Source organism: Streptomyces sp. NPDC001068, assembly GCF_042897315.1.
GTDB lineage: Bacteria > Actinomycetota > Actinomycetes > Streptomycetales > Streptomycetaceae > Streptomyces.
The window spans coordinates 37,663-53,388 of sequence record NZ_JBIAYD010000017.1; the positions used below are offsets into that span (position 1 = coordinate 37,663).

Genomic DNA, 15,726 nt, shown 5'->3' on the forward strand with positions numbered 1-15,726 from the left:
CCCCTCGCGGGCGGACACCCTCGCGGAGACGGACGGTGGCCCGGCCCGGCAACCCCCGGCGCGGAGACGGACGGCACCCTGGTCCGGTGACCCGGGCCGCCGGATACCGTCAGCGGGTGACCAACCAGCCCACCCCCGCCGACAGCACCGCCCCCGAACTCTTCACCTGGGAGTTCGCCGCCGACCCGTACCCCGCCTACGCCTGGCTGCGGGAGCACGCGCCCGTGCACCGCACCCGGCTCCCCAGCGGGGTCGAGGCCTGGCTGGTCACCCGCTACGCCGACGCGAGGCAGGCCCTCGCCGACCCCCGGTTGTCCAAGAACCCGGCGCATCACGACGAGCCCGCGCACGCGAAGGGGAAGACCGGGATCCCCGGTGAGCGCAAGGCCGAGCTGATGACCCACCTGCTGAACATCGACCCGCCGGACCACACCCGGCTGCGCCGGCTGGTCAGCAAGGCGTTCACGCCGCGCCGGGTGGCCGAGTTCGCGCCCCGGGTGCAGGAGCTGACCGACCGGCTGATCGACGGGTTCGCGGACCGGGGTGAGGCCGACCTCATCCACGAGTTCGCCTTCCCGCTGCCCATCTACGCCATCTGCGACCTGCTCGGCGTCCCGCGCGAGGACCAGGACGAATTCCGGAACTGGGCCGGGATGATGATCCGCCACGGGGGAGGACCACGGGGCGGGGTGGCGCGCTCCGTGAAGAAGATGCGCGGATACCTGGCCGAGCTGATCCACCGCAAGCGGGAGGCGCTGTCCGCCGAGCCGGTCCCCGGCGAGGACCTCATCTCGGGGCTCATCCGCGCGTCCGACCACGGTGAGCACCTCACCGAGAACGAGGCCGCGGCGATGGCCTTCATCCTGCTGTTCGCCGGATTCGAGACGACGGTCAACCTCATCGGGAACGGCACGTACGCCCTGCTGACCCACCCGGAACAGCGCCGCCGCCTGCAGGTCTCGCTGGCCGCCGGCGAGCGCGGCCTGCTGGAGACCGGTGTGGAGGAACTCCTGCGCTACGACGGGCCGGTGGAGCTGGCCACCTGGCGGTTCGCCACCGAGTCGCTCGACATCGGCGGGCAGCGGGTCGCCTCCGGCGACCCGGTCCTCGTCGTACTGGCCGCCGCGGACCGGGACCCGGAGCGGTTCGGCGAGCCGGACACGCTCGATCTGGCACGGCGGGACAATCCGCATCTCGGGTACGGCCACGGCATCCACTACTGCCTCGGCGCCCCGCTCGCCCGCCTGGAGGGCCAGAGCGCGCTGGGCACCCTCCTCACCCGTCTCCCCGACCTCCAACTGGCGGTTGGCGAGGGTGAGTTGCGCTGGCGTGGCGGGCTCATCATGCGCGGCCTGCGCACGCTTCCCGTGACGTTCACCCCCGGCGCGCGATGAGCCCGCCGGCGCGGCCGGCCCCTCCCACGGGGCAAAGATGACGAGCGTTCAACTATGTGATCTTCACGTGATCTGCGCGGCACTAACTTGTGACAAGTGATCGTCTGCCTATACGTTCACCCATCAGTGCGGCGCGCCGGCAGGACCCGTCGCGCCGGTCACCGCTGTCGCTCGAAAGGTCTCCGCATGCTCTCCGGGAACGGTCGTCACCGTCGCCCCCGTCAGGCTCCGGCTCTCCTCGTCGCGGCCGGCGTGACCGGCTCGGCCATCGCCATTCCGCTCCTCGGCGCGGCGAGCGCCAGCGCGGCCGACGGAAACACCTGGGACCGGGTGGCCGAATGCGAGAGCGGCGGCTCCTGGAGCATGGACGCGGGCACCGGCTACTACGGCGGCCTGCAGATGTCCCAGGAGGACTGGGACCACTACGGCGGCCAGGAGTACGCCGGCACGCCGGACCAGGCGAGCCGTTCGCAGCAGATCGCCGTCGCCGAGAAGATCCTCGCCGACCAGGGCACCAAGCCCTGGCGGACCTGTGCCCTGCTCGCCGGGCTGTCCTCGGACGACGCCTCGGTGAACGTCGACACGGGCCTCGACGGATCGGACGACGTGTCCGGCTCCTCCGATTCCTCCTCGGGACTGTCGAATTCGACCACTTCGTCCGGTTCGTTGGACTCCGGCTCCTCCGGCTCCTCCAGCACCTCGGACGACAGCTCGGGTGACACGGACTCCGGCTCCGCCACCCCGTCTCCGAGCGCGAGCGACGACTCCGGCAAGGACTCCGCCGCGGGTTCCACGAAGAAGGACAAGTCGGAATCCAAGGCGTCTGATACCGCAAAGGCCAGCGAGAGCCCCGTAGTGCCCGAATCCGACGACTCGGACAATTCGTGGCAGACGGGCAGCTCTTGGGATCTGGTCGACACCGGAGCCGTCACCGGCGGCGGCAAGCACCGCGGCACCTCGGCGGACGAAAACGTGACAAACGGTCAGAGTGCCGCCTCCGCCGGCCGGCATGCCTCGCCGGGTGCGGGCACGTACACCGTCCGGGACGGCGACACGCTCGCCTCCATCGCCGACTCCCTTGGCCTGGACGGCGGGTGGCGCGCGCTGTATGCCGCCAACAAGGCGGACATCGGTGCCGACGCGGATGACATCGCCCCCGGTCAGACCCTGAAACTCAGTGGCGAAACGGACTGATGGCGACAGGGGCGGACCCCTCAACTCGCCCTGCTTGGACGGTAAATGTCCGATTTGGGGAAAGTGTGGGATGAGTCTCAGAAGCCCTGATCATCTTTGAAATTCACCTGATCGCCTGTTTACGGTCGAGGCCGCTCGTCACCACGAGCCCCGGCCGCCGCAACGCCGAGTCCTGCCAGTGGCCACCCGGGAACAGTCGTCGCGTCAAGCGCCGTAGGCAGGAGCGGGGGACCCAAGGTAGGTGCCGGGACCGGTGGTTGAGACCGCCGTGTCCGGCTCGGGGTGAAGCCGCGCACCGTGAGGTGCGCGGCCGGGCAACTCATTCGGCCCGAACCCGACAGCTCACCTCGCAGGCGTCGGTGAGGGGATCCTCCATGCTGTTTTCCGGCAAGGGCAAGCACCGTCGTCCGTCCATGGCCACCCGTGCCGCCGCGCTCGCCGGCGTCACCGGTGTCGCCATCGCCGCTCCGCTGATGGCCTCGGGCACCGCCTCCGCCGCCACCGCCTCCGAGTGGGACGCCGTCGCCCAGTGCGAGTCCGGTGGCAACTGGGCCATCAACACCGGCAACGGCTACTTCGGCGGGCTGCAGTTCTCCGCCTCCACCTGGGCCGCGTACGGCGGCACGCAGTACGCCGCGCAGGCCAACCAGGCGAGCAAGGCGCAGCAGATCGAGATCGCCGAGAAGGTCCTCGCCGCGCAGGGCAAGGGTGCCTGGCCGGTCTGCGGCACGGGTCTGTCCGGCGCCTCCACCGGGGGCTCCGGCTCCAGCGGCTCGTCGAGCAGCGGCACCGCCACCCGCTCGAGCGACACCCGGACCGCCTCCCGCTCCGCCGAGCGTCCGGCCGCCAAGAAGACGGTCACCACCCCGACCGGCAAGAAGGTCAAGAAGGGCGACGGCGAGTACAAGGTCGTCAAGGGCGACTCGCTCAGCACGATCGCCGTGAAGCACAAGGTCAAGGGCGGCTGGCAGGCGCTGTTCAAGCTGAACAAGGACATCGTCGACGACGCCGACTTCATCTACCCGGGCCAGCAGCTGCACCTGAAGTAGAACCCGGCTGCACCGCAGCCCCCGCGCAACCGTGGCCCGTCCGGCGGGAGCCACGTGAGGACCACCCCCGTCCCCCCACGGAACCCCGCTCCGGTGCGTTTTCCCCCGTACGCACCGGAGCGGGGTTCCTCTTCGTGACCCGCTCTTCTTCCGTTCTTCATCGGACCCCCCTTTGTTCCGCACATGAACAATGAGTACCGTCTGTGTGTCCACGGGCCGGTCGGTCGGCCGGCTGACGGGCCCGGGGCGGATAGGCTCTAGTCGCAAGGCTGAGCAAGGGCCGACAAGGCCCGCGTGCGCCCGCACAACCAGCGTCACATCCCAAGAAGGAGATGCTCGTGCCGTCCATCGACGTCGTCGTAGCCCGGGAAATCCTGGACTCCCGAGGCAACCCCACGGTCGAGGTCGAGGTCGGCCTCGACGACGGCAGCACGGGTCGTGCCGCCGTTCCCTCCGGCGCCTCCACCGGCGCCTTCGAGGCCATCGAGCTCCGTGACGGCGACCCCAACCGCTACCTCGGCAAGGGCGTCGAGAAGGCCGTGCTCGCCGTGATCGAGCAGATCGGCCCGGAGCTCGTCGGCTACGACGCCACCGAGCAGCGCCTGATCGACCAGGCCATGTTCGACCTGGACGCCACCGACAACAAGGGCTCGCTCGGCGCCAACGCCATCCTCGGCGTCTCCCTCGCCGTCGCGCACGCCGCCTCCGAGGCCAGCGACCTGCCGCTGTTCCGCTACCTGGGCGGCCCCAACGCGCACCTGCTGCCCGTGCCGATGATGAACATCCTCAACGGCGGCTCGCACGCGGACTCCAACGTGGACATCCAGGAGTTCATGATCGCCCCGATCGGCGCGGAGTCCTTCTCCGAGGCGCTGCGCTGGGGCGCCGAGGTCTACCACACCCTGAAGAAGGTCCTGAAGAACAAGGGCCTGTCCACCGGTCTCGGCGACGAGGGCGGCTTCGCCCCGAACCTGGAGTCCAACCGCGCCGCGCTCGACCTCATCCTGGAGGCGATCAAGCAGGCCGGTTACGTCCCCGGTGAGCAGATCGCGCTCGCGCTCGACGTCGCCGCGTCCGAGTTCTACAAGGACGGCAAGTACGAGTTCGAGGGCAAGTCCCGCTCGGCCGCCGAGATGACCGAGTACTACGAGGAACTCGTCGCCTCCTACCCGCTGGTCTCCATCGAGGACCCGCTGTTCGAGGACGACTGGGCCGGCTGGAAGGTCCTCACCGACAAGCTCGGTGACAAGGTCCAGATCGTCGGCGACGACCTGTTCGTCACCAACCCGGAGCGCCTGGCCCGCGGCATCGAGGACGGCGCCGCCAACGCCCTGCTGGTGAAGGTGAACCAGATCGGTTCGCTCACCGAGACCCTGGACGCCGTCGAGCTGGCTCAGCGCAACGGCTTCAAGTGCATGATGTCCCACCGCTCCGGCGAGACCGAGGACGTCACCATCGCCGACCTCGCCGTCGCCACCAACTGCGGCCAGATCAAGACCGGCGCCCCGGCCCGCTCCGAGCGCGTCGCCAAGTACAACCAGCTGCTGCGCATCGAGGAGATCCTCGACGACGCCGCGGTGTACGCCGGCCGCAGCGCCTTCCCGCGCTTCAAGGGCTGACCCGCGCGGGGCCACCGATCCGTCAGGGGTCGCTGACCCGTTAAGGGTCAAGGCTGCGCCAGTCGTACGTACGTCCCCGTACCGGTCCCGTACCGTGTGCGGGGACGTACGCGCGTGTGAACGGGAGGCGGGGACATGGCCGTGAGGGACCGGGACCGGTTCTCCACCGCGACCAGGCTGAAGCTGCTCGGCGAGCAGACGGCGGCCCGGGTCTACCGCTCCCAGACCAAACGGCAGGCCCGCCGCTCCCGGCTCACCGGCCGTGCCGCGCTGCTCGCGATCGTGCTGTGCACGATGATCGTCGCGCTCGCCTACCCGATGCGGCAGTACGTCTCCCAGCGCGCCGAGATCTCCGACCTGCAACGTCAGCAGCAGCGGGCCCGGCAGCGGGTCGAGCAGCTGCGGGACGTCAAGGCGCGGTGGCAGGACGACGCGTACGCCGAGCAGCAGATCCGGCTGCGGCTGCACTACGTGATGCCGGGGGAGACGGGCTACATCGTCATCGACCCCAATGCCGCCAAGCAGGCACACGCCTACCTCGGGGCGGCCGACCGGCCCTGGTACGCGAACGTCTGGGACGGCGTCGACAAGTCCGACGCGTCCGACCAGTGAACCGACAGAAAGCCACGCAGAACACAGTCATGCAAACGCCTCCGCCCTCCACTCCGCGCACCGAGCCGACCGACGCCGACGTCGAGGCCTTCAAGCAGCAGCTCGGGCGGCCACCGCGCGGGCTGCGGGCGATCGCGCACCGCTGCCTGTGCGGGCAGCCGGACGTCGTGGAGACCGCGCCGCGGCTGCCGGACGGCACGCCGTTCCCGACGCTGTACTACCTCACGTGCCCGAAGGCGGCCTCCGCCATCGGCACCCTGGAGGCCAACGGCGTGATGAAGGAGATGACGGCCCGGCTGGAGAGCGATCCGGAGCTGGCGGCGGCGTACCGGGCCGCGCACGAGGACTACATCCGGCGCCGGGACGAGATCGAGGAGCTGACGGGCTTCCCGAGCGCCGGCGGGATGCCGGACCGGGTGAAGTGCCTGCACGTGCTGGTGGCCCACTCGCTGGCCGCGGGACCAGGTGTGAACCCGCTGGGCGACGAGGCGATCGCCATGCTGCCCGAGTGGTGGGCCAAGGGGGCGTGCGTGGTGCCCTCCGCCGACGGCTGACCGTCGCCGCCCGGTCCGCCACAAGGTCACCTACAGAGTGAGGAAACACCAGCCATGACCCGCGTCGCCGCGATCGATTGCGGTACCAACTCCATCCGGCTGCTCGTCGCCGACGCCGACCCGGAGACGGGTGAACTCGTCGACCTGGACCGGCGGATGGTGATCGTACGGCTCGGGCAGGGGGTCGACCGGACCGGACGGCTCGCGCCGGAGGCGCTGGAGCGGACCTTCGCCGCCTGCCGGGAGTACGCGGCGGTCATCAAGGAGTACGGCGCCGAGCGGCTGCGGTTCGTGGCCACCTCCGCCTCCCGGGACGCCGAGAACCGGGACGACTTCGTCCGCGGTGTGCTGGACATCCTCGGCGTCGAGCCGGAGGTCATCAGCGGCGACCAGGAGGCCGAGTTCTCCTTCACGGGTGCCACGCGGGAGCTGGCGGGGCAAAACCAAGGGGGCGCGGAGCGCCCTTCGATCGAGGGTGGTGGGCGACGGGTGGGCGACCTCGACAGGCCGTTCCTCGTCGTGGACATCGGCGGCGGCTCCACCGAGTTCGTCGTCGGGGACGGGCAGGTGCGGGCCGCGCGGTCCGTGGACGTCGGCTGTGTGCGGATGACCGAGCGGCACCTGGTGCACGAGGGGCGGGTCGCCGACCCGCCCTCCGAGGCGGAGATCGCCGCCATGCGGGCGGACATCGAGCACGCCCTGGACCTCGCGGAGCAGACCGTGCCGCTGGGCGAGGCGCGCACCCTGGTCGGTCTGGCCGGCTCCGTCACCACCCTCTCCGCGATCCACCAGGACCTGCCGGAGTACGACTCCGCCGCGATCCACCACTCCCGTATCCCCTACGCCCGGGTCCGGGAGATCACCGAGCGGCTGCTGGGGTCCACCCACGCCGAGCGCGCCGCGATCCCCTCCATGCACCCCGGGCGGGTCGACGTCATCGGCGCCGGGGCCCTCGTACTGCTGTCGATCATGGAGCGGGTGGGCGCCGCGGAGGTCGTGGTGAGCGAACACGACATCCTGGACGGCATCGCCTGGTCCGTCGCCTGATCCTCCGGGCCCCGTTCCGGGCCCGCCGCAGGCCGTCCCACCACCCCTTTCGGGCTCCTCGGATGAGCGCGGGAGGTGGCCGGGTGAGCGGCCGGACGGCCCGTGACACGCCGTGCCACGACACCCCGGCGGAAACCTTCGTGAAGTTCTTCACAAGGAATTCGGTGCAGGTGGGGGGTCCAGGGGTGCCCGTTGGCCCGTTCGGGGGCTCAACGGCCCCGGGCGCGTGCTCAGGAGAGCGTTTCGGGGGTGTTTCCGGAGGTCCTCATGTGGGTGACATCCGGTGCCTGCGCGATGTCTCCGGAAGGCCGGAGCGGCAGCTCACACGGCATTGACAACGGGTCGTATCGGAAGTGGGTTCCCACCGTCGACCATGACCTGGGTCACGTGAGCGGCGGAGTGTAGCACGACCCCTGTAGGACCTTGTGAAGGGGCGCACGAGCGCCCCCCCTGAGGCGGGTGGATACTCGATCCCATGAGCACCACGGAGCGTCCCAGGATCCTCGTAGTAGGCGGTGGGTACGTAGGCCTGTACGCAGCTCGGCGCATCCTCAAGAAGATGCGCTACGGCGAGGCGACCGTCACGGTCGTCGACCCCCGGTCGTACATGACCTACCAGCCCTTCCTCCCCGAAGCCGCCGCCGGCAGCATCTCCCCTCGGCATGTCGTCGTCCCGTTGCGACGCGTGCTGCCGAAGGCGGAGGTCCTCACCGGCCGGGTCACCACCATCGACCAGGACCGCAAGGTCGCCACGATCGCCCCCCTCGTGGGCGAGGCGTACGAGCTGCCCTTCGACTACCTGGTCATCGCACTCGGCGCGGTCTCCCGCACCTTCCCGATCCCCGGCCTCGCCGAACAGGGCATCGGCATGAAGGGCATCGAGGAGTCCATCGGTCTGCGCAACCACGTCCTGGAGCAGCTGGACAAGGCCGACTCCACGACCGACGAGGAGATCCGCCGCAAGGCGCTCACCTTCGTCTTCATCGGCGGCGGCTTCGCGGGCGCGGAGACCATCGGCGAGGTCGAGGACATGGCGCGCGACGCGGCGAAGTACTACAAGAACGTGTCCCGTGAGGACATGCGCTTCGTCCTGGTCGACGCCGCCGACAAGATCCTCCCCGAGGTCGGCCCCAAGCTCGGCCTGTACGGCAAGGAGCACCTGGAGAGCCGCGGTGTGGAGATCTACCTCTCCACCTCGATGGACTCCTGCGTGGACGGCCACGTCGTGCTGAAGAACGGCCTGGAGGTCGACTCCAACACGATCGTGTGGACCGCCGGCGTCAAGCCGAACCCGGCGCTCTCCCGCTTCGGTCTGCCGCTCGGCCCGCGCGGCCACGTGGACACCGCCCCCACCCTCCAGGTGCAGGGCACCGACTACATCTGGGCCGCGGGCGACAACGCCCAGGTGCCGGACGTCGCCGCCCGCAAGGCCGGTGTCGAGAACGCCTGGTGCCCGCCGAACGCGCAGCACGCGCTCCGTCAGGCCAAGGTCCTCGGCGACAACGTGGTCTCCGGCATGCGGGGCTTCCCGCAGAAGGAGTACAGCCACGCCAACAAGGGCGCGGTCGCCGGTCTGGGTCTGCACAAGGGCGTCGCGATGATCGTCCTGGGCAAGACGAAGATCAAGGTCAAGGGCCGTCTGGCCTGGTACATGCACCGTGGCTACCACGGTATGGCGATGCCGACCTGGAACCGCAAGATCCGCATCTTCGCGGACTGGACGCTCGGCATGTTCCTCAAGCGCGAGGTCGTGTCCCTGGGTGCCATGGAGAACCCCCGCGAGGAGTTCTACGAGGCCGCCAAGCCGGCCCCGGTCGCCGCCCCGAAGACCGAGGAGAAGGCCAAGGCCTCCTAGCCCGAGCCTGCCCGACGGTCCGCCGAGAACCATCCGAAGGACCTCCCGCCATCCGTGGTGCGGGAGGTCCTTCGGCGTTCCCGGCCACCGCGCAACTGCGTGGCCACTACAGACGTTTTGCTCAGTCGTAACTCCTTCGCGGGACTGCGATGCTGCCCTCACGGTGTTTACGTGGTAACCGGCATCCGGGATCGTCGTCTTGGAGGTGTGCGCCATGGCCGACGCCGCGTCGCGGCTGAGGAGTGTTGCCGAGCAGGTGCTGGGAGTCCCGCTCCCGGTACGGCTGCGGGCCTGGGACGGATCACAGGCTGGACCGCCGGGCGCCCCGGCGATAGTGATCCGCAACCGCCGTGCCCTGCGTTACATGCTGTTCAAGCCGGGTGAACTGGGCCTCGCCCGGGCCTGGGTCGCCGGCGACCTGGACATCGAGGGCGACCTGTACGGCGCCCTGGCGGCGATGTCCGGACTGATCTGGGAGCGCGGGGAGGACGGGCGTACCCTCGTCCAGGCCCTGCGCGACCCCGAGGTACGGGCCGCCGTCCGGGAGCTGCTGCGGCTCGCCGGACCGCCGCTGCCGCCCACCCCGCCCCGCGAGGAGGTGCGCAGACGCGGCCATCTGCACACCCGCCGCAGTGACAAGCAGGCCATCAGCCACCACTACGACGTCGGGAACGACTTCTACGAGACCGTCCTCGGCCCGTCGATGGTCTACTCCTGCGCGTACTGGGAGGACGGCGGCACGCTGGAGTCCGCCCAGCGCGACAAGCTCGAACTCGTCTGCCGCAAGCTCGACCTGAACCCGGGTCAGCGGCTGCTCGACGTCGGCTGCGGCTGGGGCTCGATGGCGATCCACGCGGCCCGTGAGCACGGCGTGAGCGTCGTCGGGATCACCCTCTCCCAGGAGCAGGCCGCGTACGCCCGTAAACGGGTCGCGGACGAGGGTCTGACGGACCGGGTGGAGATCAGGGTCCAGGACTACCGGGACGTCCGCGACGGGCCGTACGACGCGATCTCGTCGATCGGCATGGCCGAGCACGTGGGAGCGGAGAAGTACCTGGAGTACGCGAGCGATCTGTACCGGCTCCTGAAGCCGGGCGGGCGCCTTCTCAACCACCAGATCGCGCGGCGCCCGCAGCGCGACGAGGGGGCGTACCAGGTCGACCGGTTCATCGACTCCTACGTCTTCCCGGACGGGGAGCTCGCCCCGGTCGGCACCACCGTCACCCAGCTGGAACGGGCCGGGTTCGAGGTGCGGGACGTGGAGTCGATCCGCGAGCACTACGCCCGCACCCTGCGCCGCTGGGTGGTCAACCTGGAGGCCGACTGGGCACGGGCGGTACGGCTCACCACTCCGGGCCGGGCCCGGGTGTGGCGGCTGTACATGGCCGCCTCCGCCCTCGCCTTCGAACGCAACCGGATCGGCGTCAACCAGGTGCTGGCCGTCAGGACCCCGGAGTCGGGCGCGTCGGGACTGCCGCTGCGCACCCGCACCTGGAACCGGTAGGCCGGCGGTACGACGGAGGGGCCCCGCACGTGTGGTGCGGGGCCCCTCCGTCGTGTCCGCGGCTACTCGGACTTGATCGCCGTCAGCATGTTCAGCCGTGCCGCGCGCCGGGCCGGCCACAGGGCCGCCAGGACGCCGACCAGGCCGGCCAGGACCAGGAAGAGCGCCATCCTGGACCAGGGCAGGACCAGTTCGTAGGTCGGCATCTTCGCGCCGAGCAGCCGGCCGGCCGCCCAGCCGAAGAACACGCCCAGACCGAGGCCCAGGACCCCGCCGAAGAGCGAGATGACCAGGGACTCCAGCCGGACCATCCGCTTGACCGCCCGGCGGTCCAGGCCGATCGCGCGGAGCATGCCGATCTCCTGCTGCCGTTCGAAGACCGACATGGCCAGGGTGTTGATGACACCGAGGACCGCGACGATCACCGCCATCGCGAGCAGGCCGTAGACCATGTTCAGGATCAGCGTGAACGCCTTGGCGATGGAGTCGGACAGGTCCTGCTTGTCCTGGACCTTGATCGCGGGGTTGGAGCCGAGGGCCTTCTCCAGCCGGTCCTTCGCCGCGTCCGACGGGCCGTCCGCCGTCTTCACCATGACCTGCATGTCGGCCGGGTCCTTCTGGTGCGGGGTGAGGGCGGCGTTGTCGACCATGATCCCGCGGATCATCTGGTTGCCCTGGTAGACCCCGGCGACGGTCATCCGCTGCGTCCGGCCGTCCTCGTAGTGGACGGTGAAGTCCGAGCCGGCCTTCCAGTGGTGCGACTTGGCGGTGTCGTCGTCGACGACCACGTCCGAGCCGCCGACCCTGAAGGACCCGCTGTCCACCGTGAGGTCGGTCAGTTTGCCGATCGCCGAGCCGTTGACGCCGGTCAGGAACTCGGTGTCGCCGCCGATCCGGGAGATCGCGTCGCGCAGCGGGCTGCTGTCGGTCACCCCGTCGGCGGTCGCGAGCTTCTTCGCCACGCCGGGCGAGAGCGCGTTGCCGTTGGCCATCGAGACGACGTAGTCCGCGCGGATCGCCGAACTCGCCATCTTGTCGATGGACCTCTGCAGGCTGCCCGCCATCACCGTCATGCCGGTGATCAGCGTCAGGCCGATCATCAGCGCCGAGGCGGTCGCGGCGGTACGGCGCGGGTTGCGCACCGAGTTCTGCCGGGCCAGCTTCCCGGCGACACCGAACCCGCGCAGCAGCGGGGCCGCGGCCGCGATCAGCGGGCGGGACAGCAGCGGGGTCAGCACGAAGACGCCGATGATGAGGAGAACGGCGCCGAGGCCCATGGGGGCCTGGCCGTCGCTGCCGTTCATCGTGGTCGCCGCCAGGATCACCGTCACGCCCGCCGCCGAGAACAGGGCGCCGATCGTGTTGCGCAGCACCAGCGACTTGGTGGTCGGGGCGGCGTGCAGGGCGCTCATCGCGGCGACCGGCGGGATCTTCGCGGCCCGGCGGCCGGGCAGCCAGGCCGCCAGCATGGTGATGACGACGCCGACCACCAGCGCGGCGGCCACCGTGCCGGGCGTGATGACCAGCGGGCCGTCCGGCACGGTCGCGCCGAACGAGCCCATCAGCGCGCGCAGTCCGGCGCCGATGCCGATGCCGGCGACCAGACCGGCCACTCCGGCCACCGCGCCGACCACGAACGCCTCGATCAGCACCGAGCGGGTGACCTGGCGGCGGGAGGCGCCCACCGCGCGCAGCAGCGCCAGTTCCTTGGTGCGCTGGGCCACCAGCATGGTGAAGGTGTTGGCGATGATGAACGTGCCGACGAACAGCGCGATGCCGGCGAAGACCAGCAGGCCCTGGCGCAGGCCGCTCATGCTGCTGGAGATGGCCTCGGCCTGGTCGTCGGCGAGCTTGTGCCCGGTGGTGGTCTCCACGAGCTTCGCGGGCAGCGCCCGGTCCAGCTGGGCCTTGAGGTCGCCCTGGCCGGTGCCCGGCTTCGCGGTCACGTCGATCTCGTCGTACGCGCCCTTCTTGCCGAACAGGTGCTGGGCGGTGGCCGTGTCGAACAGGGCGAGGCTGCCGCCGGCCGCGACGTTGCCGTCGTCGGTGGTGAAGACGCCGGCCACGGTGGGCTTCAGGACCGGGCCGTTCACCGAGATGCGCACGGTGTCGCCGACCTTGTAGCCGGCCCGCTCGGCGGTCCTGGAGTCGATCAGCACCTCGTTCGCGCCGTGCGGCGCGTGTCCGGCGGCCAGCGGGTAGCGGGAGTCCTCGGCCCCCCAGTAGTTGCCGCCCTCGGACTGCCAGCCGCCGCCGATCAGCTTGCCGTCCTTGTCGGCGATCGCGGTGAACCCGGAGACGACCCCGGTGGCGGACGCCGCACCGGGAACCTTCTCGGCCTTCTCGAGCAGCGCCTGGGTGAGATCGGGCGTCCTGCCCACCTGATCGCCCTTGGAGTCCTGGTACTTGGCCTGTACGGCCACGTCGACACCGTCGAAGCCCTTGGCGGAGCTGTTCTGGAAGGCGTCCGAGATGGTGTTGGTGAAGACCAGGGTGCCGGAGACGAAGGCCACGCCGAGCATCACGGCGAGCACGGTCATCAGCAGCCGGGCCTTGTGCGCGAGGACGTTGCGCAGGGCGGTGCGGAACATCAGCTGGTCCGGCCCTTCGCCTCGAACTCGGGGGGCTGGGGGGTGCCGCCGCCGCCGGGAAGGTGGCGCATGAAGTCGAGGACCCCGTCCGCCGTCGGGCGGTACATCTCGTCGACGACCCGGCCGTCGGCCAGGAAGACGACACGGTCCGCGTACGAGGCCGCCACCGGGTCGTGAGTGACCATGACGACGGTCTGGCCCAGCTCCCGCACGGAGTTGCGCAGGAAGCCCAGCACCTCGGCGCCGGAGCGGGAGTCGAGGTTTCCGGTCGGCTCGTCGCCGAAGATGATCTCCGGCCGGGAGGCCAGGGCGCGGGCGACGGCGACGCGCTGCTGCTGGCCTCCGGAGAGCTGCGCCGGCCGGTGGCTGAGCCGGTCCCGGAGGCCCACCATCCGGATGACGTCGTCGAGCCACTGCTTGTCCGGCTTGCGGCCCGCGATGTCCATCGGGAGCGTGATGTTCTCCAGCGCGGTCAGCGTCGGCAGCAGGTTGAACGCCTGGAAGATGAAGCCGATCTTGTCCCGGCGCAACTTGGTGAGCTGCTTGTCCTTCAGCGAGCCCAGCTCGGTCTCGCCGATCCGCACGGAACCCGAGGAGAAGGTGTCGAGGCCCGCCACGCAGTGCATCAGCGTGGACTTGCCGGAGCCGGAGGGCCCCATGATCGCGGTGAACTCGGCCTGCCGGAACTCGACGGTGACCCGGTCCAGGGCGACGACCTGCGTCTCACCCTGCCCGTAGATCTTGGACAGCTCCGTGGCGCGAGCGGCCACGGAGGTGGTCCGCCGGTCGGCCGGGGGCACTCCCGGACGAAGTTGGGAGGAGGGTGTGGTGGACACGGAAGGGTGCTCCTGTCGGGACGACGGCGTTCATGGGGACGTGTCCATCGTCCCGGCCGCGACGGCCCGTGTAGTCAGCCGCAGTTCCGGTTCCGGGGGGCGACCGAGGGGGGACCGGAGCGCGCCGGGTCATACCTGGGGATGACGGCGGACCCTGGGTCCGAGTCGTCGAGAACAGGTGGAGCCCCCTTGTTCGGACGGTGAAATTCCGTCATTCCGTGTACGCGTGCACCCACCCCGCGTAACGCTATTGGCAAGTGCGGATGGCTCGTTCCGGTGGCTGATGCACCCTCAGACGTCAATAAAATAAGACAACATCGGGTCGTCCGTCCGCTGTTCGGGGGACGCCTCCCGATAGGCTCGGAATCTCTTTGCGGAGCCCATGGCCTGCCCGGATGGTGGAATGCAGACACGGCGAGCTTAAACCTCGCTGCCCCTCGCGGGCGTACCGGTTCAAGTCCGGTTCCGGGCACTTCCCGCGCCCTCACGGGCGCGGTGGCTCGTCCCTCGGAGTCTCGGCTCACCCCTCGTAGACGGTCAGGACCGCGCCGTCGACCTCGATGCGGCGGCCCGCCCGCATGCCGTTGCGGCGCAGCGCGTGCAGGCACTCCTCGAAGAGGACGAGTTCGCCGGCGTCCAGGATGGCGGCGGCCAGATCGAGCAACTCGGTCACCGAGGCGTCGGTGAGCACCTCGGGCAGTTCCCCGGACAGCAGGACGACCGACTCGCCCTCGGGTCCCCGGACCACGGCCGTGGCCGGTCCGCCGTGCACGAACAACACATTTCCCCCTGAGAGCCCGTGGTCGTGCGGCTCTCGCGTCCCGGGCAGAACGAGAGACTAGTCCTGGATCTTCACGGTTTCGTGCGGAGTCGGATTCTTTTTCCGACTTGGCGAAAGACCGTCCGAGAGCGTTCGAAGAACGGTCCGACGGCGGACCGCGGTCCGGGGGGTCGGGGGCGTCCGGGGGCGCGTGACCCGGAGGCGGTCAGCTCTCCCCGGCGGGTCTGGAGGAACGGTCCAGCAGCGACTCGACCAGGGCGGTGACGTGCCGGCGGTCGTCCGCCGACAGTTTCTGGACGCTCGCGATGAGGAGCGCGACCTCGGGGTCGGCGGCGGCCTTGTCCGGTTCCGCGTCCGGCGAGGTGTCGTACACGTGGATCCCGCACGCCTCGGCGGCGGCCCGGCGCACGCTCTCCAGCGGCAGCTCCAGTCCCTTGGCCAGGCCCTCCAGGGTGGTGGTCTGCGGCATGCGGACCACCCGCTCGGCGGTGGCCAGGTGGTGGACGGTGGAGCGGGGGATGCCGCCGCGCCGCGCCACGTCGCCGTAGGACCAGCCCTTGCGGTCGAGGTGCTCACGGATCAACTGCTGCAGTGCGTTGGCCACTGACCGTCTCTTCCTGCTCGCCACCTGCGGAGTCCTGCCATGTCGCGGCCGATTCTACGGTCGCCGCCGCGATCGGCCGAGTGGGT

General features: G+C 70.3%; 13 protein-coding genes, 1 tRNA gene and 1 riboswitch. Of the genes, 10 read left to right on the forward strand and 4 right to left on the reverse strand.

The features are described from left to right. The first annotated feature begins 116 nt into the window (after positions 1-116). The 9 genes from ACFY3I_RS37615 to ACFY3I_RS37655 all read left to right on the forward strand — a co-directional run bounded on the left by ACFY3I_RS37615 (position 117) and on the right by ACFY3I_RS37655 (position 10,828). The gene (locus tag ACFY3I_RS37615; RefSeq protein WP_390865473.1) at positions 117-1,394 is read left to right on the forward strand and encodes a cytochrome P450; all 1,278 of its coding nucleotides are present in this window, start codon (positions 117-119) and stop codon (positions 1,392-1,394) included. Between the two features lie 186 nt (positions 1,395-1,580). After that, positions 1,581-2,588, forward strand: coding sequence for a transglycosylase family protein (locus ACFY3I_RS37620; RefSeq protein WP_390865474.1), 1,008 nt, complete (start codon positions 1,581-1,583; stop codon positions 2,586-2,588). Positions 2,589-2,787: 199 nt separating this feature from the next. Continuing rightward, positions 2,788-2,959: riboswitch (cyclic di-AMP (ydaO/yuaA leader) on the forward strand. A 3-nt stretch (positions 2,960-2,962) separates the two neighbouring features. Then, positions 2,963-3,637, forward strand: coding sequence for a transglycosylase family protein (locus tag ACFY3I_RS37625; protein ID WP_390865475.1), 675 nt, complete (start codon positions 2,963-2,965; stop codon positions 3,635-3,637). 332 nt (positions 3,638-3,969) lie between these two features. Beyond that, complete coding sequence (gene eno, locus ACFY3I_RS37630; RefSeq protein ID WP_351320945.1) at positions 3,970-5,256, forward strand: phosphopyruvate hydratase; 1,287 nt, start codon at positions 3,970-3,972, stop codon at positions 5,254-5,256. 135 nt (positions 5,257-5,391) lie between these two features. Further along, entirely contained in the window at positions 5,392-5,868 is a 477-nt protein-coding gene (locus ACFY3I_RS37635; RefSeq protein ID WP_365284498.1) for a septum formation initiator family protein, read from the forward strand. A 29-nt stretch (positions 5,869-5,897) separates the two neighbouring features. Further along, the gene (locus ACFY3I_RS37640; protein WP_390865476.1) at positions 5,898-6,422 is read left to right on the forward strand and encodes a DUF501 domain-containing protein; all 525 of its coding nucleotides are present in this window, start codon (positions 5,898-5,900) and stop codon (positions 6,420-6,422) included. Positions 6,423-6,476: 54 nt separating this feature from the next. Continuing rightward, positions 6,477-7,469 (forward strand): exopolyphosphatase, encoded by a 993-nt coding sequence (locus ACFY3I_RS37645; RefSeq protein ID WP_390865477.1) that lies wholly within the window; start codon positions 6,477-6,479, stop codon positions 7,467-7,469. Between the two features lie 475 nt (positions 7,470-7,944). Next, positions 7,945-9,324 (forward strand): NAD(P)/FAD-dependent oxidoreductase, encoded by a 1,380-nt coding sequence (locus tag ACFY3I_RS37650; protein ID WP_390865478.1) that lies wholly within the window; start codon positions 7,945-7,947, stop codon positions 9,322-9,324. 214 nt (positions 9,325-9,538) lie between these two features. Further along, positions 9,539-10,828, forward strand: a complete 1,290-nt coding sequence (locus ACFY3I_RS37655; protein ID WP_390865479.1) for a class I SAM-dependent methyltransferase — start codon at positions 9,539-9,541, stop codon at positions 10,826-10,828. Positions 10,829-10,890: 62 nt separating this feature from the next. On the opposite strand, the gene ACFY3I_RS37660 is transcribed toward ACFY3I_RS37655, so the two are convergent. Further along, a complete protein-coding gene (locus tag ACFY3I_RS37660; protein ID WP_390865480.1) occupies positions 10,891-13,419 on the reverse strand; it encodes an ABC transporter permease in 2,529 nt (842 codons plus the stop codon). Further along, positions 13,419-14,219, reverse strand: coding sequence for an ABC transporter ATP-binding protein (locus ACFY3I_RS37665; RefSeq protein WP_390865531.1), 801 nt, complete (start codon positions 14,217-14,219; stop codon positions 13,419-13,421). The genes ACFY3I_RS37660 and ACFY3I_RS37665 overlap by 1 nt, the downstream gene beginning before the upstream one ends. A gap of 425 nt (positions 14,220-14,644) precedes the next feature. On the opposite strand from ACFY3I_RS37665, the gene ACFY3I_RS37670 reads away from it, so the two are divergent. Continuing rightward, positions 14,645-14,727, forward strand: a tRNA-Leu gene (locus ACFY3I_RS37670). Positions 14,728-14,775: 48 nt separating this feature from the next. Here the strand turns inward: ACFY3I_RS37670 and ACFY3I_RS37675 are convergent. Continuing rightward, positions 14,776-15,027: a hypothetical protein gene (locus tag ACFY3I_RS37675; RefSeq protein ID WP_365284486.1), complete on the reverse strand. Its 252-nt coding sequence runs from the start codon at positions 15,025-15,027 to the stop codon at positions 14,776-14,778. Between the two features lie 214 nt (positions 15,028-15,241). Further along, positions 15,242-15,640, reverse strand: coding sequence for a helix-turn-helix transcriptional regulator (locus ACFY3I_RS37680; protein ID WP_365284485.1), 399 nt, complete (start codon positions 15,638-15,640; stop codon positions 15,242-15,244). Between the last annotated feature and the right edge of the window lie 86 nt (positions 15,641-15,726).